This window comes from Mesorhizobium sp. P2_F8, from assembly GCF_056403655.1.
Genome location: NZ_JBFUFB010000013.1, coordinates 41,222 through 62,941, shown reverse-complemented (window position 1 = coordinate 62,941; position 21,720 = coordinate 41,222). Strand labels below are relative to the sequence as shown.

Annotated in this window: 15 protein-coding genes; 4 read left to right on the top strand and 11 right to left on the bottom strand. The window is 62.9% G+C overall.

Translation table 11 applies throughout. The features are described from left to right. Positions 1–2: 2 nt before the first annotated feature. Positions 3–3,029 carry a caspase family protein gene (locus tag AC1DZP_RS27785; protein WP_477306828.1) on the top strand — a complete coding sequence of 1,009 codons (3,027 nt, stop codon included), beginning with the start codon at positions 3–5 and terminating at the stop codon, positions 3,027–3,029. A gap of 53 nt (positions 3,030–3,082) precedes the next feature. Next, complete coding sequence (amrB, locus tag AC1DZP_RS27780) at positions 3,083–4,747, top strand: AmmeMemoRadiSam system protein B (protein WP_477306826.1); 1,665 nt, start codon at positions 3,083–3,085, stop codon at positions 4,745–4,747. 174 nt (positions 4,748–4,921) lie between these two features. Here amrB and AC1DZP_RS27775 read toward each other — a convergent pair whose 3' ends face one another. Next, the gene (locus AC1DZP_RS27775) at positions 4,922–6,754 is read right to left on the bottom strand and encodes an MORN repeat-containing protein (RefSeq protein WP_477306824.1); all 1,833 of its coding nucleotides are present in this window, start codon (positions 6,752–6,754) and stop codon (positions 4,922–4,924) included. 153 nt (positions 6,755–6,907) lie between these two features. Continuing rightward, the gene (locus AC1DZP_RS27770; RefSeq protein ID WP_477306822.1) at positions 6,908–8,002 is read right to left on the bottom strand and encodes a trypsin-like serine peptidase; all 1,095 of its coding nucleotides are present in this window, start codon (positions 8,000–8,002) and stop codon (positions 6,908–6,910) included. Between the two features lie 348 nt (positions 8,003–8,350). On the opposite strand from AC1DZP_RS27770, the gene AC1DZP_RS27765 reads away from it, so the two are divergent. Next, entirely contained in the window at positions 8,351–9,445 is a 1,095-nt protein-coding gene (locus AC1DZP_RS27765) for a S1 family serine peptidase (RefSeq protein ID WP_477306820.1), read from the top strand. A 73-nt stretch (positions 9,446–9,518) separates the two neighbouring features. On the opposite strand, the gene mgrA is transcribed toward AC1DZP_RS27765, so the two are convergent. The 7 genes from mgrA to AC1DZP_RS27730 form a co-directional block, all read right to left on the bottom strand. Beyond that, positions 9,519–10,565, bottom strand: a complete 1,047-nt coding sequence (mgrA, locus tag AC1DZP_RS27760; RefSeq protein ID WP_457153347.1) for an L-glyceraldehyde 3-phosphate reductase — start codon at positions 10,563–10,565, stop codon at positions 9,519–9,521. Positions 10,566–10,684: 119 nt separating this feature from the next. After that, positions 10,685–11,827, bottom strand: coding sequence for a Gfo/Idh/MocA family protein (locus AC1DZP_RS27755; protein ID WP_477306818.1), 1,143 nt, complete (start codon positions 11,825–11,827; stop codon positions 10,685–10,687). Positions 11,828–11,838: 11 nt separating this feature from the next. Continuing rightward, entirely contained in the window at positions 11,839–12,585 is a 747-nt protein-coding gene (locus AC1DZP_RS27750) for a sugar phosphate isomerase/epimerase family protein (RefSeq protein WP_477306816.1), read from the bottom strand. 42 nt (positions 12,586–12,627) lie between these two features. Continuing rightward, positions 12,628–13,725 (bottom strand): ABC transporter ATP-binding protein, encoded by a 1,098-nt coding sequence (locus tag AC1DZP_RS27745; protein ID WP_095084756.1) that lies wholly within the window; start codon positions 13,723–13,725, stop codon positions 12,628–12,630. 5 nt (positions 13,726–13,730) lie between these two features. Beyond that, the gene (locus AC1DZP_RS27740) at positions 13,731–14,666 is read right to left on the bottom strand and encodes a carbohydrate ABC transporter permease (protein ID WP_477306814.1); all 936 of its coding nucleotides are present in this window, start codon (positions 14,664–14,666) and stop codon (positions 13,731–13,733) included. Next, complete coding sequence (locus AC1DZP_RS27735; protein WP_477306812.1) at positions 14,663–15,559, bottom strand: carbohydrate ABC transporter permease; 897 nt, start codon at positions 15,557–15,559, stop codon at positions 14,663–14,665. Before AC1DZP_RS27735 ends, AC1DZP_RS27740 begins: the two co-directional genes overlap by 4 nt. 208 nt (positions 15,560–15,767) lie before the next feature. Continuing rightward, on the bottom strand, positions 15,768–17,024 hold the full coding sequence (locus AC1DZP_RS27730) for an ABC transporter substrate-binding protein (protein ID WP_477306810.1): 1,257 nt from the start codon (positions 17,022–17,024) through the stop codon (positions 15,768–15,770). Between the two features lie 402 nt (positions 17,025–17,426). Between AC1DZP_RS27730 and AC1DZP_RS27725 the strand changes: the two genes are divergently transcribed. Next, positions 17,427–18,479, top strand: a complete 1,053-nt coding sequence (locus AC1DZP_RS27725; protein WP_477306808.1) for a LacI family transcriptional regulator — start codon at positions 17,427–17,429, stop codon at positions 18,477–18,479. Between the two features lie 7 nt (positions 18,480–18,486). On the opposite strand, the gene gndA is transcribed toward AC1DZP_RS27725, so the two are convergent. Together gndA and AC1DZP_RS27715 are read right to left on the bottom strand one after the other, a co-directional pair. Further along, the gene (gene gndA, locus AC1DZP_RS27720) at positions 18,487–19,914 is read right to left on the bottom strand and encodes an NADP-dependent phosphogluconate dehydrogenase (protein WP_477227876.1); all 1,428 of its coding nucleotides are present in this window, start codon (positions 19,912–19,914) and stop codon (positions 18,487–18,489) included. A 158-nt stretch (positions 19,915–20,072) separates the two neighbouring features. Beyond that, a complete protein-coding gene (locus AC1DZP_RS27715; RefSeq protein WP_477306806.1) occupies positions 20,073–21,677 on the bottom strand; it encodes a copper resistance CopC/CopD family protein in 1,605 nt (534 codons plus the stop codon). Positions 21,678–21,720: the final 43 nt, after the last annotated feature.

Below are 21,720 nucleotides of genomic sequence, written 5' to 3'. Positions count from 1 at the left end.
CGATGGGAGGAGCAGCCCGCCGCCTCCTGCGTGCCTGCTGCTGGCTCGCCATGGCCGGTGCGCTTGCTGTCGCATCGGCTGCTAACGCCGAAGAGGCGGCTGACTTCCACCTCGATCTCGACACCGGCGGTCATAGTGCCCAGGTCACCGACCTCACCTTCACGCCCGACGGCGACGACATCATCTCGGCATCGAACGACAAGACCATCCGTATCTGGGACTGGCAGAGCGGGGTGACGCTGCGCACCATTCGCGGCTATCTCGGCAATGGCAGCGACGGCAAGATCTTCGCGGTCTCGGTCTCGCCGGATGGCAAGACGATTGCCGCCGGCGGCTATTTCGGCGCCAGCCTCGGCGACAAGCCACCCTATGGCGACATCCGGCTGTTCGACTTTGCCACCGGCAAGATGAAGGCGGTGCTCAAGGCCGCCGACTACGCGACCTACGACCTCGCTTTCTCGCCCGACGGCAAAACCCTGGCTGCTGGTGGCGCCGACGGTGTCGTCTATCTCTGGCGGCGGGACGACAAATCCGCGACCGGGTGGACGCTGGACAAGAAGCTCGATGCCGATTCCTGGCACATCGACAAGCTCGCCTTCGCGGCCGCGGGGACTAGGCTGGCGGCGACCACCACCGACAACGGCATCCGGCTCTGGGACGTCGCGAAGGGCGAGGAGATCGCCTTGCCGGCCGAGGCCGAACCGTTGCGGGATATCAGTGTCATGGCATTGGCCGTCTCGCCGGATGGCAGCCTGTTTGCCACCGGCAGCAAGGACGGGCAGGTGCAGTTCTGGCACGCAGCAGACGGCACAATGGTGCGCGCCATGCCAACGCAGGATTTCCTCATCGGCTCGCTGACCTTTGCCAAGGGGTCGCGACTGGTCGCCTCTTGCGGCTATCGCTGCGCCGACAAGCACCGCTCCATCATCTGGAACACCGACACCGGCGAGAGGGTGCTCGACTATACCGGCCATGACGGCACGGTCTATGCCAGCACCGCCAATGCCGATGGTTCGCTGGTGGCGACCGCCGGCGGCACGCGCAACGCCATCCAGGTCTGGGATCCCACGACTGGCGAGCGCAAGGCCCTGCTGCAGGGAGTGGGTGAGCCGGTGACCGCCGTCGGCATCGACGTAGCGAATGACGTCATCGCCTGGGGCAATGCCAACCCTTGCCCCGAGCGCGTGTCCTGTCCGGAGGAACAAGGCGCACTGGACAACAGGCTGGTGCTGCCGACCACCGAGCGGTTCTTCGACGACCCGCAGCCGCTGGCGGAGCCGGGCTCGTTTGCCCGCGCCGCGTTGACAGACGGCCGGTGGTCGCTGCGCGCCAGGGAGGGAGGCAAGGACGCGTTGGAAAACGCGGTGCTGGAGATCGCCAATGGCGGCAAGATGGTGCGCAGCATCGAGAACGATGCCACCAATGGCTTTGTCCATTCGGCCTTCACGCTGATCGATAACGGCCTTGGCCTGATCACCGGCGGCAATGACGGCACGATGCTCGAATACAGGACGCCGACAGCGAGAGTGTCGGGCGAATTCACCGGCCATACCGGCGAAATCAATGCCATGGTCGCTTCGGAAAAAGCCGGCCTGCTGGTCACCGGCAGCGCCGACCAGACGCTCAGGCTCTGGAATCTGAAGACGCACGAGCTGATCGTCTCGATGTTCTTCACCGGCTCGCAATGGATCGCGTGGATGCCGCAGGGCTACTACTATTCCTCGGATGAAGGCGACAAGCTGATCGGCTGGCAGGTCAACCAGGGCCGCGACCATGAAGGCCGCTTCATCCGCGCCGGCCAATTGAAGAAATATCTCTGGAGCCCGGAGATGGTTCGCCGCGCGATCATCCTGCGCAGCGCCAAACAGGCGGTCAAGGAGATGCGGCCAGGCGTCGACAACGAGTTGCAGAAACTGCTGCAGCGCAAGCCGCCGGAGTTCGACATCCGTCTCGCCGCCGACCAGAGCAAGGTGCGTGACGGTTATGTCGCCGTCGAGATCACCGGCGCCGGGCAAGCCGGGACCGATGTCGCCGGCTTCTCGATCCTGTCGAACAGCCGCAATGTCGGCGACGTCACCGCCCGGTCGGTGGACGGCGACAACACCATCGTCGAGATACCGGTCGAGAATGGCGAAAACACCATCCGCATCACCGGCACCAACGAATTCGGTTATCTGACCGAACGCAGCGTAACGGCGCTGGCAAGGAAGACCGAGAAGGCCGAGGCGAAGGGCAAGCTCTATGTCGCGGTCATCGGCGTCGACAAATATCCGTTCCTGACCGACGCCTGTTCGGGCCACGCCTGCGACCTGCGCTACCCCGTCGATGATGCCACCGAATTCCTCAAGGTGATTGCGCAGAAATCGGCGCCGCTGTTCTCATCGATGGAGACGCTGGTTCTGGTCAACCGTGAAGCGCTCGATGAGGCCCCCGACAAGGCCAAGCAGACTTATTCAATCGCCAGCGCCGACGGCATCATGGAGCCCGACTCCGACACGATCGACGACCAGCTCGCCGATTTCCTCGACAGACCGGGCGAGCACGACACCACGATCATCTTCGTCGCCGGCCACGGCATCAACATCGACGAGGACTATTATTTCATCCCGACCGACGGCCGCAAACAGGATGCCGAGCGCTGGAAGCGCTCCTCGCTTGTCGACTGGTCGGACATCCAGAAATCGGTCGAGCGGGCCAAGGGCATGCGCTTCATGCTGCTCGACACCTGCCATGCCGCCAACGCCTTCAACCCGCGCCTGGAAAAGGACGCGCAGGATGCGCGCATCGTCGTGTTTTCGGCCACCGCCGCCAACAACACCGCCGCCGAACTGCCCGAACTCGGCCACGGCGTCTTCACCTATTCGATCCTCGAAGGCCTGCGCGGCAAGGCCAGGACGTCCGACGGCGGTGTCACGCTGTTCGGCCTTGCCGATTACATTTCGCGCGAGGTGGTGAGGCTGACGTCATCAAAGCAGAAGCCGTTCTACTATGTCGGCGGCGTGGAGAACATCGTGCTCGCCGAGCCATGAGGGGACTGCGCCAAGACACCCCCCTCGCGCGACTGTGGCCGGCAATCGCAGCAATGCTATTCTGCCTCTTTACCCCACTCTTTCACGCCGTTGCCGCGCCCATAATTTGCCCGCCCGGCGCTGACAACTTTCCGCCCTTCTACGACGACGCCAAACTGTTCAAGGATGCCATCGCAAAGGTCGCCGATATCGAGCCATCGAACCAGCGGCTGACCGGCATCACAGTCCCGCATCATCTCCTGGCCGCAGACCTGGTGGCGCTGGGGTTCCGGGCGGCGTCCGGCTTCCGCTACAAGCGCATCGTTATCCTGTCGCCGGACCATTTCCACAAGACGCACAACCTGTACGCCACCTCGGTACGCGGCTTCGATACCGTGCTTGGTCCGGTCGCGGCGGACGTACAAGCAGTGCGCCAGCTCGAAACGCACGGCGACATGGTCGAGGAGTCCTGCCTGTTCGACAAGGAACATGGCGTGCACGCCCTGCTGCCTTTCCTGCACCACTACTTCCCCGATGCGAAAATCGTGCCGGTGGCGATGTCGGTCAAGGCGCGGCGCGGCGACTGGGACAGGCTGGCCGAGGCCCTGAAGCCGATAGTCGACCGGGACACACTGATCGTCGAATCCACCGACTTCTCGCACTATCTGCCGCAGCACGACGCACGGCGCTTCGACCAGCAGACGCTGAACATGCTCGCCGCCGGGTCGCTCGACGGCATAGCGGCGCTTCGCCAGCCCGATCACGCCGATTCCGTTGGCGCGCTGTACATCCAGACCAGGCTGCAGCGCGAACTGTTCGGCGCCCAGCCGCTGGTCGTCGCCAACGAGAATTCGCAGGAACACACGCCGGATTATGTCGAGCGGACCACCAGCTATGTCGTGGCGCTGTTCGGTGCCTTCGCTCCCGGTTTCAACAACCCGGCACGGCCGAAGGACAGGATCTACTATCTGGCCGGCGACGTGAATTTCGGCCGTGCCATGAAGAAGATACTGGTCCGCGACGGTGTTGCCGACCGGATCGTTGACAGCGTCCTGGCGCTCACCGGTTCACGGCCGCTGATCGTCAACCTCGAAGGCGTCATCCTGCCCAACGTGCCGGAAGCGATCGACGACATGACGCTGGCGATGCCGCAAGACCTGGCCGTCGACATGCTGAAGAGGCTGCATGTCGCCGGTGTCGGGCTCGCCAACAATCATGCCTATGATCTCGGCCCGTCAGGCTATGCCGAGACGCTGCGCGCGCTGAACGCAGCCGGCATCCCGCATTTCGGCCAGGGTGAGACGCTGGCGCTTGCCGATCTCGACCTTGTCGGCCTGACCGACATCGACACCAACGGCTCGAAGAACACTGATCTGCTGACGCCTGCCCTGCTTGACCGGCTGCTGCACGAAAACGCCGAGCGGCCGGTCGTCGCCTTCGTCCACTGGGGCCGCGAGTACAAGACCGAACCGTCGGCGCGCGAGGAGATGCTTGCCGACCAGATGCGGCTGCGTGGCGCATCGGTCATCGTCGGCGGCCATCCGCATGTATCGAGCGAGGCGATCGTTCCGCTTGCCGGCGGCGATGTTGCGGAGATCTATTCGCTCGGCAATTTCCTCTTCGACCAGAGCGCCGAGCGGTCGTCGGGATCGATGCTGGAACTGCGCGTCTTCGCCCAGGGCACGATGTTCACGAGGCTTTTGCCGCTGCCCAACTATTTCGAGATGGGCCGCAAATAGGCGCGCCAGGGTGTTGAGATTCAGGTCAGGCCGAGCTGGAGTCGAAGACGGGCGCGAAGCGACCAAACAAGGTAGGTTCCGAGAACCGGAGCGGAGCGTACTTAAAGTACGTGAGCACCGGAAGCGCAGGAAACTGCCGTTTGCAGGCCGGCATCACCTGAATATCAATACACCCTAACCGCAGCCGACCATATCGCGCGGCAGATAGCAGGCCGCCGGCTCGGTCTTGGTCTCGAACAGCGACTGCTTCGGCCGAAAATAGAAGAAGGTGACCGGCTTGCTCTCGCGCACGCTGCCATCGGCAAAATGCGCGGCGATGCTGAAGCTATGGATCGACGACATCGACGACCACATCTTCAGCCGCGCCGTGTAGGCGCTGATCTTTTTGTTGCCGCGCACCGGCATGGCGATGGTGTAATCATGCTTGCCGATCGGGAACTCGATGTTCTGGTAGCGCATCGCTTCCGGCGTGCCGCCGCCGCCATCGCCGCATTCGGCCATCGCTTCCGGCGTCTCGAAAACAGCCATGGTGATAGAGGTGCGGAACGGCTCGCTCTGCTGGTAGACATGACCCTCGTCGTCCGACCAGGAATAGTCGAACTTGCCGATCGCATTCAGCGTCATCGCCTGTTGCATGGTGCCGAGATAATCGGCGACCTCGCCGAACTTGATCTTGTTGGTGAGCTGGCTGCGGCAGACGTTGAGACTATCGACAGAAGGACAGGGAAACCGCCCCGTCTCCAGGCTGGCCGTGTCGACGCCAGCCTCTGCGAGCACGCTCTTGATCGACACGTCGACGCCCTCGCCGAAACTGCCGACATCCTTGCTGAACATGCGGCTGGGATCACCTGTCGGATTGCCTTCGTCGTCGACCGTGGTGAACTGGATCGACATCTTCATGTCCTTGGGCTCGCCCCAACCATTGTTGATGATCGAGAAATCCGGACGGAAGCCGACGCAGCCGAAATGCTCCGATATCGACAACATCGGCTTGCGATAGGCATCACTGGCGGCGACCTTCATTTCCAGACTGTCGAGCTTGACCCTGGACTGGTCTGACGTCTTCAGGTCGACCTCGGCAAAGGCCGGCGCCTCCTCCCAGTTCATACCTTCATAGACATTGCTGGTGGTGACCTGGCCGGTGCCGTTCCAGCTGTCATTGTACTGGTCCGACAGCGGATAGATCGCGATATCCTCGTCGCGCACCAGATGCTGGTACTGCATATCGGACTGCTGGGTCATGCGCTGGTCGACCGCAACGCCGATCTCGACCTTGTCGGCATCGCCGCCGCCGGTTTGCGCCTTGAGCAGCCCGCCGACCCTGGCATCGGCCAGCACGTCGGGACGCATTCCGCCGACCTCCTTGCCCATTGCCCATTGCGACTCGTAGATCGTGCCTCCGGCAAGCCGCGTGCGGCCCTTGCCGTTCTTCAACCCGTCGACAAATGAGCCGGCAAAAATCTCGCCGGTCTTCGACAGCAGTCGCCCCTCGCCATTCGGCGCGCCGGCGACGAACTGACCCTCATAGCGGTTGCCGTCGGCATCGACATGAATGCCCTTGCCGTCGAGTTGTCCGGCAAGCCAATGCCCCTCGAAAACCTCGCCAGAACGCAGCTCGAGCCGGCCTTGCCCGTCGGGCCGGCCATTGTGGACGTCACCGAAATAGCTGGAATAGATGGTTTTGGGATCATAGCTCGCCGAGCCACGCACCCGCCACACCAGCCTGCCCTTGCCGTTGATGGTGCCGTCCTCAGTGATCGTCCGGTCGGGCGACTGGCCAGCCGCCGGCTCCCAGACGAAGTCGAGGTTTTTCTCCGGATGGAAATCCCAAACCCGGACCATCCTGCGCAGCACCGAGCGCGTGTCTGCCTGGTAGAGGATCTGCACCCGTTCCGCCCAGGCGCCGCCGGCAGGACCGGTCGGCGGATCAGCGAAGGCCGGTGATAGCATCAGCGCGGCCAGCATCGATGCGGCCGCGATCCCGAACACCGTCCTTGTCCGCACCATCCCTTGAGCCCCTTTGGATGCCAACCCCTTGGCCCCTTAAGCGTAGTCGGCGAGCCGACCTCGTGCAAGAGAAGCCGCATCGGAAGCATCGGCATGAAAAAGGGCGGCGGGATTGCCCCGCCGCCCTTTGTCTTCACGGTGATTGCGCAGCGATTACTTGTACAGGCTGTTGATCCACTGGATGTTGGCCGCGTTCAGGCGCACGGCGGTGTTCGCGTCGGGGCTTTCGGCCACGTTGACGCCGGTGATGATGCGCTGCTTGGAGTTGTTGTCATAGGCATAGACCGAGCTGCCGCTCGACCCCGGGAACGTATCGCAATCATACTGGAAATATTCCGGAGCGATGTTTTCGGCATGCACTTCGCAGTTCGCCTTCCACATCGTGCCCATCGGCTTGTCGCCGGGGTAGCCGACGAGGTTGGCGGTGAAGTCGCCGAGATCGTCATAGTTGGCATAGCCCAGCCAGCCGAGGTTGGTGCCGACGTCCTGCTTCAGCGTGATGATGCCGAGATCCCACGGGATGACCGAACCATAATAGCCCTGGTAGTTGTCGATGAAGCCCTGCAGCACGTAAGCGCTCTCATAGGTGAAGGCGCCGAACGGTGCGTCGTCTGCTGTGCTGCCGTTGAGGCCTGGCACGAACAGATACTCGGACAGCCAGTCCTTGTCCTCATGGCTGTAGAGGCAGTGCGCCGCGGTAAGCACCGTGCGCGGGCCGATCAGCGTTGCCGAGCAGCTGCCATAGTTGCCCGTCTTCGGCGATTTGGCTTCGAGATAGCCGATTGCCGAGAACGGATAGGTCTTGGTGTTCTTGACCTGCTCACGGTCGTCGGTGCCGAAAACCTGACGGCCGGCTTCGCCTTCGCCAAGGTCAGGATCTTCGGTCTTGCGCTGCGCCCCGTCCTTTCCGTTGGCCGGCGCGTTCAGTTCCTTGATGATAAGATCCCGCAACGCTTCGCTCGGCTCGATCTTGATCTCCTTGCCATCGGCGGAACGTCCGACGATGCCATAGGATTTGACAGCCGTTGCCTCGTCAGCAAGCGGTGCGGCGCGGCTGTCTTCGTCAGTCAGCTTCGGCGACGCGATTGGTTTTGCCCGCCCGGGCTTATAGTCGCCTGAAGTTATGTCCCGCATGCTTTCGCCATTTCCGGCACTGGCGGAGCCAGGATCGGCGGCGAAAACCGGGACCGTCCACATTGCAGTTGAAAGCAATGCGGACGCAATGATAGCGTTTGTCAGTTTTGTCATGGTGAGACTCTCCCAAAAGTCAGCAAGGACTTGATCAAAATACAGAAATATTGTCGAGATCGTGGTGAAGCCGAAAAATGAGTTTGGTTACCGGCGCCTGAACCTGATCATCACGCCACGCGGTCTGTCGAAGGCCCCCGCCAAAGACACCCGCGCCGGTATACTGCCTAAATTAATACAACATTGGAATGACAAATCGCTTCCACGTAGCCCGTGGGGGGCTATAGGGTTTTGAACGGGTTCCGCACGGGAACGCGATCCGCGAAGCGACGCCGGTTTGCTGGCGACTGTTTCGCTGATCATGCGCCGGAGTGGCTCGTTCGGGAACGTGTCTCAGGAGGATTTCAGGTGCACATCATCCATCGGTTCAGGCCGATCGTCGCCGCGTCGGCGCTCGCCATCGCCTCGGCTCTTGCCACCGTCAGCGCCAGCCAGGCGGATGACACCGCCAGGCCCGAAGCGGCGGTCTCGCCGATGAAACGCGTTGCGGATGCCAAGGCCAAGGCTGCGGCGGAAAATCCCGAGGGTGCCGATCGCGTCTATGGCGGCAACCAGGCCGAAAAGGGCGCTTATCCGTTTCAGGTCGCGCTGCTCACCACCGACAGGCTGGACGAGAACCCGGCCTCGCAGGCCAATGCGCAATTCTGCGGCGGCAGCCTGATCGCGCCGCAATGGGTGCTGACGGCGGCCCACTGCCTCAACGACAAGGGCCAGCCGATTTCGCCCGACGCCGTCACCGTGCTGACCGGCGCCACCGATCTCAGCGAGGGCAAGCGCCACAAGGTGGTGGAGGTCGTCGTCAACGAGGGCTACAGCGAGCAAACGCTTGACAACGACCTCGGCCTGCTGCGGCTTGCAGAGCCGGCCGATGCGCCGACCATCAAGGTCACCCATGACGCCACACCCGACACCGGCAAGACCACTGTCACCGGCTGGGGCAAGATGCAGGATGGCACGTTTCCGACCACGCTGATGGTTGCCGACCTCGACCTGCAGCCCAACACCGCCTGCAACAGCGGCATCAAGGCCATCTATGCGCATGATCTGAAGGCCGCGCTTGGCGATCTGTCCCACCGCATGCGATATTCGGAAAAAGGCATCGACGCTGCCGCCAATGCGATTGCCGCCGACATGACAGACCCGCTGACCGGCAACATGATCTGCGCCGGCACCACCAGCGGCGTGCGCGATGCCTGCAACGGCGACAGCGGCGGTCCGCTGTTCATGACCGGCGCCGAGGGTCCGGTCCAGGTCGGCGTCGTCAGCTGGGGCGAAGGTCCGGCGGACGGAAGTGCGGCCTGCGGCCACAAGGACGCCTACGGCATCTACACACGGCTGGCCAACTACACCGGCTGGATCGAGACGAAAATGAAAACGCCGGCGCCAGCGCCGGCAAAGCCCAAGGCAGGGCTAGGCACCGCCCAGAAACCAGCCACGCCCTGAAGCGAAGGCAATTCGTCTCACATGAAAAACGGCGGGAGAGGTCCCGCCGTTTTTATTTGCCGGCTTACATGGCTTACTTTCTCGGTGGACCTTTGCGCTCGGCTGAAGCCGCCCACAAATTGATGTCGGACTCGCGCGCATAGCTATCGATCTCGGCGAGTTCGGCATCGCTGAAGTCAAGCACCTTGAGCGCGCCAACGCAGTCCTCGACCTGTTCCGGCCGGCTGGCACCGATCAGCGCCGAGGTCACCTTGCCCTTGCGCAGCACCCAGGCCAGCGCCATCTGCGCCAGTGTCTGGCCACGCTTGCCGGCGATGGCGTCGAGCGCCTTGATGTTGGCGATGGTCCTGTCGTTGATGAAGGCTGTCTTCAGCGACTTGCCCTGCGAGGCGCGGCTGCCTTCGGGAATGCCACCGAGATATTTGTCGGTCAGCATGCCTTGCGCCAGTGGCGAGAACACGATGGAGCCGACGCCTAGCCCTTCGAGCGTATCGAGCAAGCCGTCTTCCTCCACCCAGCGGTTAAGCATCGAATAGCTCGGCTGATGGATGACGCAAGGCGTGCCAAGCTGCTTCAAAATATCGGCGGCCTCGCGCGTGCGCTGCGAATTGTAGGACGAGATGCCGGCATAGAGCGCCTTGCCCGAGCGCACCGCATGGTCAAGTGCGCCCATCGTTTCTTCCAGCGGCGTATCGGGATCGAAGCGGTGCGAATAGAAGATGTCGACATAGTCGAGCCCCATCCGCTTCAGGCTCTGGTCGAGGCTGGCCAGCATGTACTTGCGCCCGCCCCATTCGCCGTAGGGACCGGCCCACATCTCGTAACCGGCCTTGGTCGAGATGATCAGCTCGTCGCGGTAACCGGCGAAGTCGGTGCGCAGGATTTCGCCGAAAGCAGTCTCGGCCGAGCCGGGCGGCGGACCGTAATTGTTGGCGAGGTCGAAATGCGTGATGCCAAGGTCGAAAGCCCGGCGCACGATCGCCTGCTTGGTCTTGTGCGGTGTGTCATTGCCGAAATTGTGCCACAGCCCCAGCGATATCGCCGGCAGCTTCAGGCCGGAGCGACCACAGCGGTTGTAGATCATGTTCTCGTAGCGGTTTTCGGCGGGGATGTAGGGCATGGGAAAATCCTCAAATGGAAGAGAGCCAGTCGGCTGCCATCGCGACAACGCGGCGAGTCGGCTCTGCCCCCACCCTTACCCCCTCCCGGCCGGAACGGGGAGAGGGTTGGGTGCCTGGTCTACTTCTTCTTCGCCAACAGCGCCTTGGCCTCCTTGACGCCAAGTGCGGCCGGCCGTTCGCAGCTGGTCTGCATGGCGACGAACTTGCCGGTTTCGCCTGAGCGCAACAGCCCAGTCATCACGTCGACGGCATGCAGCGCCAGTTCCATCGAGCAGCGGTGCGGCCTGCCTTCCGCGATCGCGACCGCCATGTCGGCGAGGCCTGCCGTGCGGTAGTTGGCCATCATGCCTTGCGAATGCAGCTCGTTGGGAACACCGAACGGATGCTTCCATTTCGGCAGCTTCTTGACCGGCTTGCTGTCTTCGGTGAAGCGAACGTCGCCGCCGAAGAAATTCGGATCCGGCACGAACACCGTGCCCGCCTCGCCATAGAGTTCCATCGGCGCGTGGCCATGCGCCCAGACGTCCCAACTGGTGTTCAGCGTCACCACGGCGCCGTTCTCGAACTCCAGCAGGCCGTGGATGGTCGTCGGCGTGTTGACCGGGATCTTTTCGCCCGCGCGCGGCTTCGAGCTGATGGTGCGTTCCTTGGCGGGCGTCGACGCGAAGGCCGCCACCTGCTTCACCGGCCCGATCAGCTGGATCAGATTGGTGATGTAGTACGGCCCGATGTCGAGCACCGGTCCCGCGCCGGGCTGGAAAAAGAAGTCCGGATTGGGGTGCCAGTGCTCCATGCCGTGGCCCATGACGTGGCAGGTACCGCTGGTGATCTTGCCGAGCTTGCCGGTGTCGATCAGGTCGCGGACCAGCTGATGCGCGCCGCCGAGGAACGTGTCGGGCGCCGAACCGATGCGCAGGCCTTTCGCCTCGGCGCGTTTCTTCAGGTCGAGCCCTTCCTTGACCGACAGCACGAAGGGCTTTTCCGAATAGACGTGCTTGCCCGCGTCCAGAGCCTGTTTCGACACCTCGTAGTGCACCGCCGGGATGGTCAGGTTGACGATGATGTCGATGTCGTCGGCCCTGAGCAGGTCGTCGACGGTTTCGGCGCGCAGCTTGAACTCCTTTGCCCGCGCCTTCGCCGCCTCCATGTTGATGTCGGCGCAGGCACGCATCTCGATGCCGCGGAACAGCGGCGCCAGCGAAAAATACGCCTTCGAGATGTTGCCGCAGCCGATGACGCCGATGCCAAGTTTCTTTGCCATGCTGATTGCTCCTAGTAGGTCTTGACGGCTGCGATCGAGCGGCGGGCGAAGCGCTCGATGTCGTTCGGGTTGTCCTGTTCCATGACGTAGTATTGGGCGCCGCTCTTGGCGCGCAGCACCTTGATCAGGCCGGCCCAGTCGATCGTGCCATGGCCGACATCCGACCAGCCATCCTCGTCCAACCCCTCGCCGGGCTTGGCCATGTCCTTGACGTGGACGGCGCTGATGCGCTTGCCGTATTTGTCGATCCACGCCAGCGGATCGTCGCCGCCGCGCACCACCCAGGCGACGTCGATTTCCCACCCGATGTCCGGCGCTGCCGCGAGGATAAGCTCCTGCGGCACCGAGCCGTCGGCAAGTTTCTTGAACTCGAAATCATGGTTGTGCCAGGCAAAGCCGTAGCCGGCCCTTTTCGCGGCGTCGCCAACCTTTGCCAGACGCTCGCCGAAACCGCGCCAGCCGGCGGCATCGGATGGGCGCTGGTCGGGCATCAGAAAAGGACAGATGAGCAGCGTGATGCCGAGTGTGTCGGCAATTTTGCGCACGCCGTCGAAATCGTTCTCGAGCGCGTCGATCGAGAAATGCCCGGTCGGCATGGCGAGCCCGTTCTTGTCGAGTTCGGCGCGAAAGGCCTTGGGATCATCATAGACGCCGCCGAAGCCTTCGACTTGGGTGTAACCGACCTTGCCGAGCGTCTCGAGGACGCCTTCCCAGGGTTGGAAATTGCGGGCGCTGTAAAGTTGGAATGACCAGTTCATCGTCTCTGTCCGTTCTGCTTGGGGAGGAGTGGGGCTTGGGAGCTACATGCGGTTGCCGGATTGGCTGTCGAACAGCGAGGCGCGGGCAGGATCAAAGCCGATCCGGATTGGCTCGCCATTGCGCAGCGTCTTTTCCGCCTCGACGCGGAAGGAGAAATTCTGACCGCCGAGCTTCGTCCATACCAGCGTATCGGAGCCCATCGGCTCGACGATCTCGACGGCGGCATCGATGGCAAAGGGCATGGCATTTGCCGCCTCGCCAAGGGCGACATGCTCGGGTCGGATACCGAACACGCAAGGGCCGCTGCTGTTGCCCGCTGCGTCGAAAGCGTAGCGGGCGAGCGGTATGGATACATTTCCGGTCTTGAAAGCCGCGGTGGCGCCGGTCTCGGCCTGCCCGTCGATGAAGTTCATCGCGGGTGAGCCGAGGAAGCCGGCGACGAAGCGGTTGACCGGCCGATTGTAGATGGTCTGTGGCGCATCGAGCTGCTGGATGACGCCACCCTTCATCACCGCGATGCGATCGGCCAGCGTCATCGCTTCGATCTGGTCGTGGGTGACATAGATCATCGTGTTCTGCAGCTTGCGATGCAGCAGCTTGATCTCGACGCGCAGCTCGGCGCGCAGCTTGGCGTCGAGATTGGACAGYGGCTCGTCGAACAGGAACACGTCGACATCGCGCACCAGCGCCCGTCCGATTGCCACGCGCTGGCGCTGGCCGCCGGACAGTGCTGCCGGTTTGCGTTGCAGCAGCGGCTCGATCTGCAGGATCTCGGCCGCCCGCGCGATCCGCTTGGCGATCTCGTCCTTCGGCGTGCCGGCGACACGCAACCCGAAGGACAGGTTCTTCTCCACCGTCATTTGCGGGTAGAGCGCATAGGACTGGAACACCATGCCGATGCCGCGATCCTTGGGCTCTTCCCAGGTGACGTTCTTGCCCTTGATGAAGATGCTGCCTTCGGAGACGTCGAGCAGGCCGGCAATGCAGTTGAGCAAGGTCGACTTGCCACAGCCCGAGGGCCCGAGCAGCACGATGAATTCGCCCTCGGCGACATCGAGATTAAGTGTCTCCAGTACGGTCACCACACCGAAGCTCAGCGACAGGTCCTGGATCGAAACGCTGGTACCGTTCTGCGCCATATCCACTAGCCTTTCACCGCGCCAGCGGCGATGCCGCGCACGAACCATCGTCCGGAGATGAAGTAGATGAGCAGAGGCACCGCAGCCGTCAGAATGGTTGCCGCCATGTTGACATTGTACTCCCTCACGCCGGTGGTGGTGTTGACGATATTGTTGAGCTGTACCGTCATTGGCCAGTTGGACCGCCCGGCAAACACGATACCGAACAGGAAGTCGTTCCAGATGCCGGTAACTTGCAGGATGACGGCGACGACGGTGATCGGCACCGACATCGGCAGCATGATGTAGAAAAAGATGCGCCAGAAACCCGCACCGTCGACACGCGCTGCCTTGAACAGCTCAACCGGTATTGCCGCGTAGAAATTGCGGAACAGCAGCGTCAGGATCGGCATCCCAAAGATGGTGTGCACGATGATGATGCCGGGGAGCGAGGCGAACAGCCCGACCGAGCTCAGCCCGATGATCAATGGATAGATCACGACCTGATAGGGCACGAAGGCGCCAAACACGAGCAACCCGAAGAGCAGATTGGCGCCCTTGTATGGCCAGAAGGTCAGCGCGTAACCGTTGATCGACGCGCAGATGATCGAGATGATCACGCTGGGCAGGGTGATCTTCACCGAATTGTAGAAGCCTGGACTGAGGCCGTTGCAATCGCGACCGGTGCAAGCGTGGAGCCAGGCGTCGGCCCAGGGTTGAAAGGTCGGCTCGCCCGGAAGGTTGAAAAGATGTCCCAGCCTGATCTCCGGCATCCCCTTCAATGAGGTGACGATCATGATGTAGACCGGGATGAGGAAAAAGAGGGCCGCAACGACCAGGAAAGCATAGATGCCGATGCGGCCGGCCGATATCCGTCGCGGTTTCGGCCCGAAGGGCGCCACGCCAGCCTGATGCGGTGCTTCCTGGAGCGGTTGAATTGCGGTGATCTGTCCGACGGTCATGCGCCCGCCTCCCGCAGGCGATTTCGCCGCCATAGTAGAATTCCGCTGAAAGCCAGCACGATCAGGACCGGCAGCAGCATCATCGTTGCCCCAGCCATGCCTTGGCCGACGTTCTGGCGAACGGTGATGAGCTGGATGACGTAGACTGCCGGCATGGACGTGGCGATGCCAGGCCCACCGCCGGTCATGGCAATGACCAGGTCGTAGACGCGCACCACGCCTACGCATTGGAGAACGAAGGCGGTGGCGAAGGCACCCTTCATCATCGGCGCCACGATGGAAACGTGCGTGCGCCAGGTCGGGATGCCGTCGACCCTCGCGGCTTTCCAGATATCCTCGTCAATGCCGCGTAGGCCGGCAAGCAGGATCGCCATCGTCACGCCCGAGCCCTGCCAGATGCCCGCCACGACCAGTGCGTACAGCGCGGTCTCGGCGCTGACCAGCGGGGCGAAGCTGAAACTCGACCAGCCCCAGTTGCGGAGCGCCTCCTGCAGGCCGAGGTTGGGGTCGAGCGCCCACTGCCATACCAGCCCGGTGACGATCAGCGACATGGCGAAAGGATACAGGAAGATCGAGCGGAACAGGTCCTCCTGGCGGATGCGCTGGTCCATGAAAACGGCGAGCAGGTGGCCGAACACCATGTTGCAGGTGATGGACATCAGGCCGAAGAACCAGATGTTGTTGACCGAGACGAGCCAGCGGTTGTCGGCCCAGAGGCGCCTGTACTGCGCCAGACCGACGAAATCGTAGGTGGGGAAGAGCTTCGAACTGGTGAAGGACCATAACACCGAGAAGCCGATGCCGATCACGAACACGCCGAGGGCAACGAGAATCATCGGTATTGTCCCGATGACGGCGGGCAGGTGAAATCTGTGCCTCCAGCTCTTCTGCATCGTCCGTCTTTCTCCGCTTTAACCGACGCCTTGAGGGTCGTTTGCCGACGCGAAAGTCAGCGTTGTCCGAACCACCGGGCTTCAGACCGCCGCAGCTTCCCGTCCTGCGATTGTCAGCCCGTTGCCGAGAAAAAAGAGTGCTTCCTGTCGGGTCGGGACGCGACCGAGGCGCCGCTGTAAGGGCGGCGCCTCGAGCACTGATCGTTTCCTAGTCGGAATTGCCGATGATCGTGGCGAACTTCGCGGTGGCGTCGTCAGCCGTCATGGAGTCGTCTGCGAAGAATTGCGCGACGAGCTCATTGAGCTGCTGATTGGTGTTCTCGGTGATGAACCGGTTCGTCGCAGTGACGATGTTGGCCGGGTCTTCCACCGCCTTCAGCGACTTCTGCATGCACGGGTCGGCTGTCGACATGTCGACATCGCCACGAACGGGCATGGAACCCTTGGCGTTGTTGAAGGCGACCTGGACCTCCGGGCTGATCAGCAGCGCCGCAAGACGCTTCTGCGCTGCTTCGACATCCGGATTGTTCTGCTTGAAGAACAGGATGATGTCGCCGTCGGTGCTGACCACCGGCTTGGCCTCGTTCAGGCCGATCATGCAGCCGAAATCCTTGACTCCGGTCATGCCGGCGGCCGCGAATTCGCCGCGCGCCCAGTCGCCCATCACCTGAAGTCCGGCCTTGCCGGTGATCACAAGGTTGGTGGTGTCGTTCCAGTTGCGGTTGGCATAGCCGTTGTCGGTGAACTGCTTCAGGGCCCTCAACTGCGTGAAGACGCCTTTCATCTCTGGGCTGCCGGCAATTTCGGCGCTCTTGGTGGTATACATCTTGTCGCGCTGGGCGACACCGAGAGCCTCGGTAACCATGTCCTGGAAGAGCAACTGAATCTGCCAGCCGTTTCCGTCGCCGCCGATGGCGAAGGGGATGAGGCCTGCCTCCTTGATCTTCGGCGCGACCGCGAGGAAATCGGCCAGGTTCTTCGGCTCCGGCACGCCCGCTTTCTCGAACACCGGCTTGGAGTACCAGGCCCAGTAATTCGAATGGATGTTGACCGGAACGCACCACCAGTGGCCGTCAACGAGGCAGGCGCTACCGATCGCCTTCGGGCGAATGACCTCATCCCACTTGCCGGCGGTCGCGACGTCCGTCAGGTCGAGCAGCTTGCCGCCCGAAATCAGTTCTTCGTACTGCCGGCCGGGATTGAACTGAGCGGCACCGGGCGGATCGCCGCCGAGCACGCGCTGCATGACGGTCGATCGGGCGGTCTCGCCGAGTGCGATGGCGCTGTCCACCCAGCGGTCGCCGTGGCCGTCATTGTCAAAGGCCTTTGCGAACTGCGACACCGCCGCCGACTCGCCCTTCGACGTCCACCAGTGAATCACTTCGAGGTCCGTCGCCGCGGCCGAACCGGCAAATTGCAGAGTAGCCGTCGCTGCCAGCGCAGCGGTCAAAAGTCTGTATCGCATTTCGGTTCCTCCCAGAATCTGAAACGTTACAGATTTTCGATACGGGAATTGCGTGACCTGCGCAACCCCATGAACGAAACGAGTTCGATATTTTTTCGAGCCGCGAACAAATTCACATGAGCAATCGCTTTTATATGCGCCGCAGCATGGATCGTTGCACTGCAAGACATCAAACTGCGCGTGAAAGCCGGCAAAGGCGATGATAAAAGCGATTTCTTCTGCAATCCCAATGGATTTCCGCAAGACAGCCGTCGGCCTCGCCGCGAGTGGCGGCACTCGATATTGGCAACCTGTAACGTTTCAGTATATTGACGCTTGCCGGGGCTGGAACGCATACCGTATCGCTGTGGCGGCGATTGCCGATCCGGCCTGCGGCTGCTATGCGCCTGACGGGCGGGACGAATGGACAGACGGCGTACGGAAAACAACGAAGAGGCGTTGGCGCAGGGGCGGCCGACTTTGAAGACGCTTGCCTTCATGACCGGGCTCGGCGTCACCACCGTGTCGCGTGCCTTGAAGGACGCCCCGGAAATCGGCGCCGAAACCAGGCGCCGCGTCCAGCTCGTCGCCAAGCAGATCGGCTACCGGCCGAACCGCGCGGGCGTGCGCTTGCGCACCGGCAGGACCAATGTCATCAGCCTCGTGCTCAACACCGAACGCGAGATCATGAGCTTCGTCTCGGACATCATCTACGGCGTTTCGGAGGTCATTGCCGACACACCCTACCATCTGATCGTCACGCCCTATTCGCGCTCGCAGGATCCGCTCGACCCCATACGCTATCTGGTCGAGACGGGCTCCGCCGACGGYGTCATCATCTCACGCACGCAGCCGAATGACCCACGGGCCCGCTACATGCTGGAGCACGGTATTCCCTTTGCCACGCATGGCCGCACCGAAATGGGGCTGGTCCACCCCTATCATGATTTCGACAACTACGCTTTTGCGGTGGAAGCCGTGCGTCGTCTGGCCGGCATCGGCCGCCGCCGGCTCGCTTTGTTGTCGCCGCCCGTCGGGCTGACCTACCACGGTCATACCGTCAACGGCTTTGCCGATGCGCTGAGCGAGGTTGGCGCCAGCGAAATCCCCTTCAACACTGTTTCTATCGACCATACGATCGAGCAGATCCGGAGCCGGACCGCGCAAGTGATGCACCGCGAAGACCGGCCGGACGGCTTCGTCAGCAGCGCCGCCGCGGCGACACTGGCCATCGTCGCCGGCATCGAGGATGCCGGCCTCAAGCTTGGCCGTGACGTCGATGTCGTGTCCAAGCAATCGTCGGACCTACTGCATCTGTTTCGCACGGAATTGCTGGTCGTCAACGAGAATTTCCGGCTGGCGGGCTCCGAACTCGCCCGCTCCGTTCTCGGCTGGATCGGCGGCGCCGCGCCCGGCACGCTGCAGAGCCTGAGCGTACCGAGCGAGGTCCTGGCCTATCGGCGCTCGCTGGATTAGCCATTTTTCAGCCAGCCGCACCGCTGCCCCACGGCCCGTGGAATGCGCCCGGTCCGTCGATACGCTCGAAGCCATGCGCACCAAAGAAGTCGCGCTGCGCCTGGATCAGGTTCGAGGTGCCGCGGCCCTGGCGGTAACTGTCAAAATAGGCAAGTGCGGAAGACAGCGCCGGCACCGGCGAGCCTGCCTCCGATGCCCTTGCCACGATACGCCGCAGCGACGGATGCGCTTCCTGCATCAGGGCGATAAAGGCCGGCGCCATCAGAAGATTGGTCGATGCGCCGCCGGAACCAAACGCCTCGGCCATGGTGTCGAGCATCTGCGAGCGGATGATGCAGCCGGCGCGCCAGATCCTGGCGATGGTCGGCATCGGCAGGTTCCAGTTGAACTCCTTGGAGGCGCCGCTCATCACAGCAAAGCCTTGCGCGTAGGCGGCGATCTTGCCGGCGAACAGCGCCAGTTCGAGATCTCCAAGCAATGCGTCCCTGTCGCCGGAAATCTTCGTCACGCCGATATTGCCATAGGCTTTTTCCGCCGCCTGCCGCTCGTCCTTGATCGACGACAGCACGCGCGCCGCCACGGCCGCCTCGATCGCGGTCGCCGGAATGCCGAGCTGCTGCGCCTCGATGACCGACCATTTGCCGGTGCCCTTCTGGCCGGCGCGGTCGAGGATGATATCGACCACCGGCTTGCCGGTCTTCGGATCGTCTGCGGCCAGCACCTTGGCGGTGATCTCGATCAGGTAGGAATTGAGCCTGCCCTTGTTCCAGTTGGAAAACACCGTGCCGATATCCTTCGGCCCCATGCCGAGGCCGTCGCGCAGGATGCCGTAGATTTCGGCGATCATCTGCATGTCGGCATATTCGATGCCGTTGTGGATGGTCTTGACGAAATGGCCGGCGCCGTCGGTGCCGAGCCACGCCGCGCAGGGCTCATCGTTGAATTTGGCGGAGATCGCGGTCAGCACCTTCTCGACGCGTTTCCAGGAATCCTCGGTGCCGCCGACCATGATCGACGGCCCGTGGCGCGCCCCCTCCTCGCCGCCGGACACGCCCATGCCTATGAAAGTCAGACCCGAGCCCGAAAGCTCGGAGAAGCGCCGCATCGTGTCACGGAAATTGGCGTTGCCGGCATCGATGACGATGTCGTTGGCCGACAGCACGCCACGCAAGGCTTCGATCTGTTCGTCGACCGGCTTGCCGGCCAGCACCATGATGATGATCGGGCGTGGCGGTCGGATCGCGGCGGCGAGTTCTTCCAGGCTGTAGCAAGGCACCACCATGTCCTTCAGCGCGCCGGCATTCTCGACGAAAGCGTCGGTGCGTGCCCTGGTGCGATTGAAGACAGCGATGCGGTGCCCGTGCTCGGCGATGTTGAGCGCCAGGTTGGAGCCCATCGTGCCAAGGCCGATCAGGCCGATTTCGGCTTTTTCCATCGTTTCTTCCCTGCTTTCGGATCTTGTTGGTTCGAGCTCGCGGTTTGCCGGGATGCCCATTCTTCGGCGAGATGATTGACGGGCCTTTCGGGCCGCGTCAACCGCCTCGCCGAATTGTGTTGCATCGGCCGAGTTCGGGGCACTTGGCGGTCCAGCTTTTACGGTCTGATATCGACAGGCGCTTCGATCTTCACCATCTCGAAGTCCGAGACCAGGATGTCGATGCGCACCGTCCAGCGGCCAGGAACCGGGATGACGAGGTCGTCGACACGCCAGCTGCCATCGCCGGGCTTGGTCGCGGCACGTTTGAGCGGCTCAATGCCTGAATCGGGCTTCGACAACACCAGCGTCACCTCCATGGCGTCGAGCGGTCCGAAATCGCCAGTCATGATGATCATCGAGGCGACGACCGGTCCGGTATGGCCGGGTGTGATGCTGAGATCCGCCATCGCTTGCAGCGCATGGATATGGACCGAAACCGGCTGCGCCGCGGCGATCGCCAGTGCCCGTGGCGGCGGCGTGAAGCGCCAGCCCGCGGCGACAGCGAAGATCGCCAGCACGATCAGCATTTCGACGCCGATCGAGCGGGCGAGCCTGCGCTGCACTTCCGTCGCTCCGGCCTCGGCCGATGCAGTGAGCTTCCAGCGATTGACGGCGGCAAGCGTGAACAGGAAGACCAGCAGCCCGAGCTTGATCAAGAGCAGCTTGCCATAAACGGTGCTGACCAGCGCCGCCGGCGTCTGCACCTGGATGACGGCAAGCACGATGCCGGCAGCGACAAGCACGGCCACCACCGGCACGATCATGCGTGAGAACCGCCGCAGGAATGGCGCGACCTCCGCCGACTGACCTTTCAGCGCCAGACAGAGCGGCATCAATGCGCCGGCCCAGAAGGCGATGCCGACGCCGTGCAGGAACACCATCGGTCGCGTCAGCCATTGCGGCTCGGCGGCACTGGCATGGCCGCTGGCGGCCAGCGCAATACCCACACCGGCAAGTCCAGCCAGCGCGACCGGCTTGGCGGCCAAGCGTGGCCCGGCCAGCGACAGCAGGCCGAGCCCCAGCGCGATCAAGGCGGCCAGCACCGTCCAGCCGAAGCTGGTATCGAGCCCGGTCCGCCAGATGACCGGCTGCGCCAGATGGGAGAGCGGCGCCCCGAGCGCATCAAGCCCCTGCAAGCCGAGCGACAGCGGGGCCGCGACCAGCCCGCACAGGATTGCCCCGATAGCGAAACGCCGGCCGGACGGCCCGCCCTGGGTCAGCCAGGCAAGGGCGAAAGCGCCGCCGACGCCAAGGAAAAGACCAATGTAGAGAAGAACCTTGCCGAGCCAGATTGCCGACCGCTGCGGCCAGTCGACGGCCTCGGAGGCGACCGGCGGCTCCGTTGGTGTGCCAATGGAAAACAGCAGCGAGCCGCCGACCGGATGACCATCGGCGGAGATGACGCGCCAGCTCAGCACATGCGTGCCGGATTTGAGGTCCTGCGGATTGTCGATTTCGACCGTCTGGTCGCTGAGGCGGAAAGCGGTCAGCGGAACCGGCGTGCCGTCGGGCTTCACCAGCGTCAGCACCAGCGGTGAGACCGGCTCGCTGAAGGTCAGCGAGAACTGTGCCGGCCCCTGTGCCAGCACCATACCGTCGGCCGGGTCGGTCTTGATCAACGCGGCATGGGCAAAGGCCGGACTAGTCGAGGCCATGGCGATGAGCAGCATCATCATCGCCAGAAAGCCCCCGGCAACCCGGCTGACGAGCTTGCTGGCCATGTGAATCATCCGCAGTGAGGATATCGCGATCATGCCATTGCCA

What these genes read in the sequence shown, in the direction of transcription:
- mgrA (WP_457153347.1), bottom strand. Translation starts at nt 10,565, where the DNA reads ATGCCCTACATCCCCGCCGAAAACCGCTACGAGAACATGATCTACAAC.
- AC1DZP_RS27750 (WP_477306816.1), bottom strand. Translation starts at nt 12,585, where the DNA reads ATGAACTGGTCATTCCAACTTTACAGCGCCCGCAATTTCCAACCCTGG.
- AC1DZP_RS27755 (WP_477306818.1), bottom strand. Translation starts at nt 11,827, where the DNA reads ATGGCAAAGAAACTTGGCATCGGCGTCATCGGCTGCGGCAACATCTCG.
- AC1DZP_RS27770 (WP_477306822.1), bottom strand. Translation starts at nt 8,002, where the DNA reads ATGACAAAACTGACAAACGCTATCATTGCGTCCGCATTGCTTTCAACT.
- amrB (WP_477306826.1), top strand. Translation starts at nt 3,083, where the DNA reads ATGCTATTCTGCCTCTTTACCCCACTCTTTCACGCCGTTGCCGCGCCC.
- gndA (WP_477227876.1), bottom strand. Translation starts at nt 19,914, where the DNA reads ATGGAAAAAGCCGAAATCGGCCTGATCGGCCTTGGCACGATGGGCTCC.
- AC1DZP_RS27785 (WP_477306828.1), top strand. Translation starts at nt 3, where the DNA reads ATGGGAGGAGCAGCCCGCCGCCTCCTGCGTGCCTGCTGCTGGCTCGCC.
- AC1DZP_RS27715 (WP_477306806.1), bottom strand. Translation starts at nt 21,677, where the DNA reads ATGGCCAGCAAGCTCGTCAGCCGGGTTGCCGGGGGCTTTCTGGCGATG.
- AC1DZP_RS27775 (WP_477306824.1), bottom strand. Translation starts at nt 6,754, where the DNA reads ATGGTGCGGACAAGGACGGTGTTCGGGATCGCGGCCGCATCGATGCTG.
- AC1DZP_RS27740 (WP_477306814.1), bottom strand. Translation starts at nt 14,666, where the DNA reads ATGACCGTCGGACAGATCACCGCAATTCAACCGCTCCAGGAAGCACCG.
- AC1DZP_RS27735 (WP_477306812.1), bottom strand. Translation starts at nt 15,559, where the DNA reads ATGCAGAAGAGCTGGAGGCACAGATTTCACCTGCCCGCCGTCATCGGG.
- AC1DZP_RS27730 (WP_477306810.1), bottom strand. Translation starts at nt 17,024, where the DNA reads ATGCGATACAGACTTTTGACCGCTGCGCTGGCAGCGACGGCTACTCTG.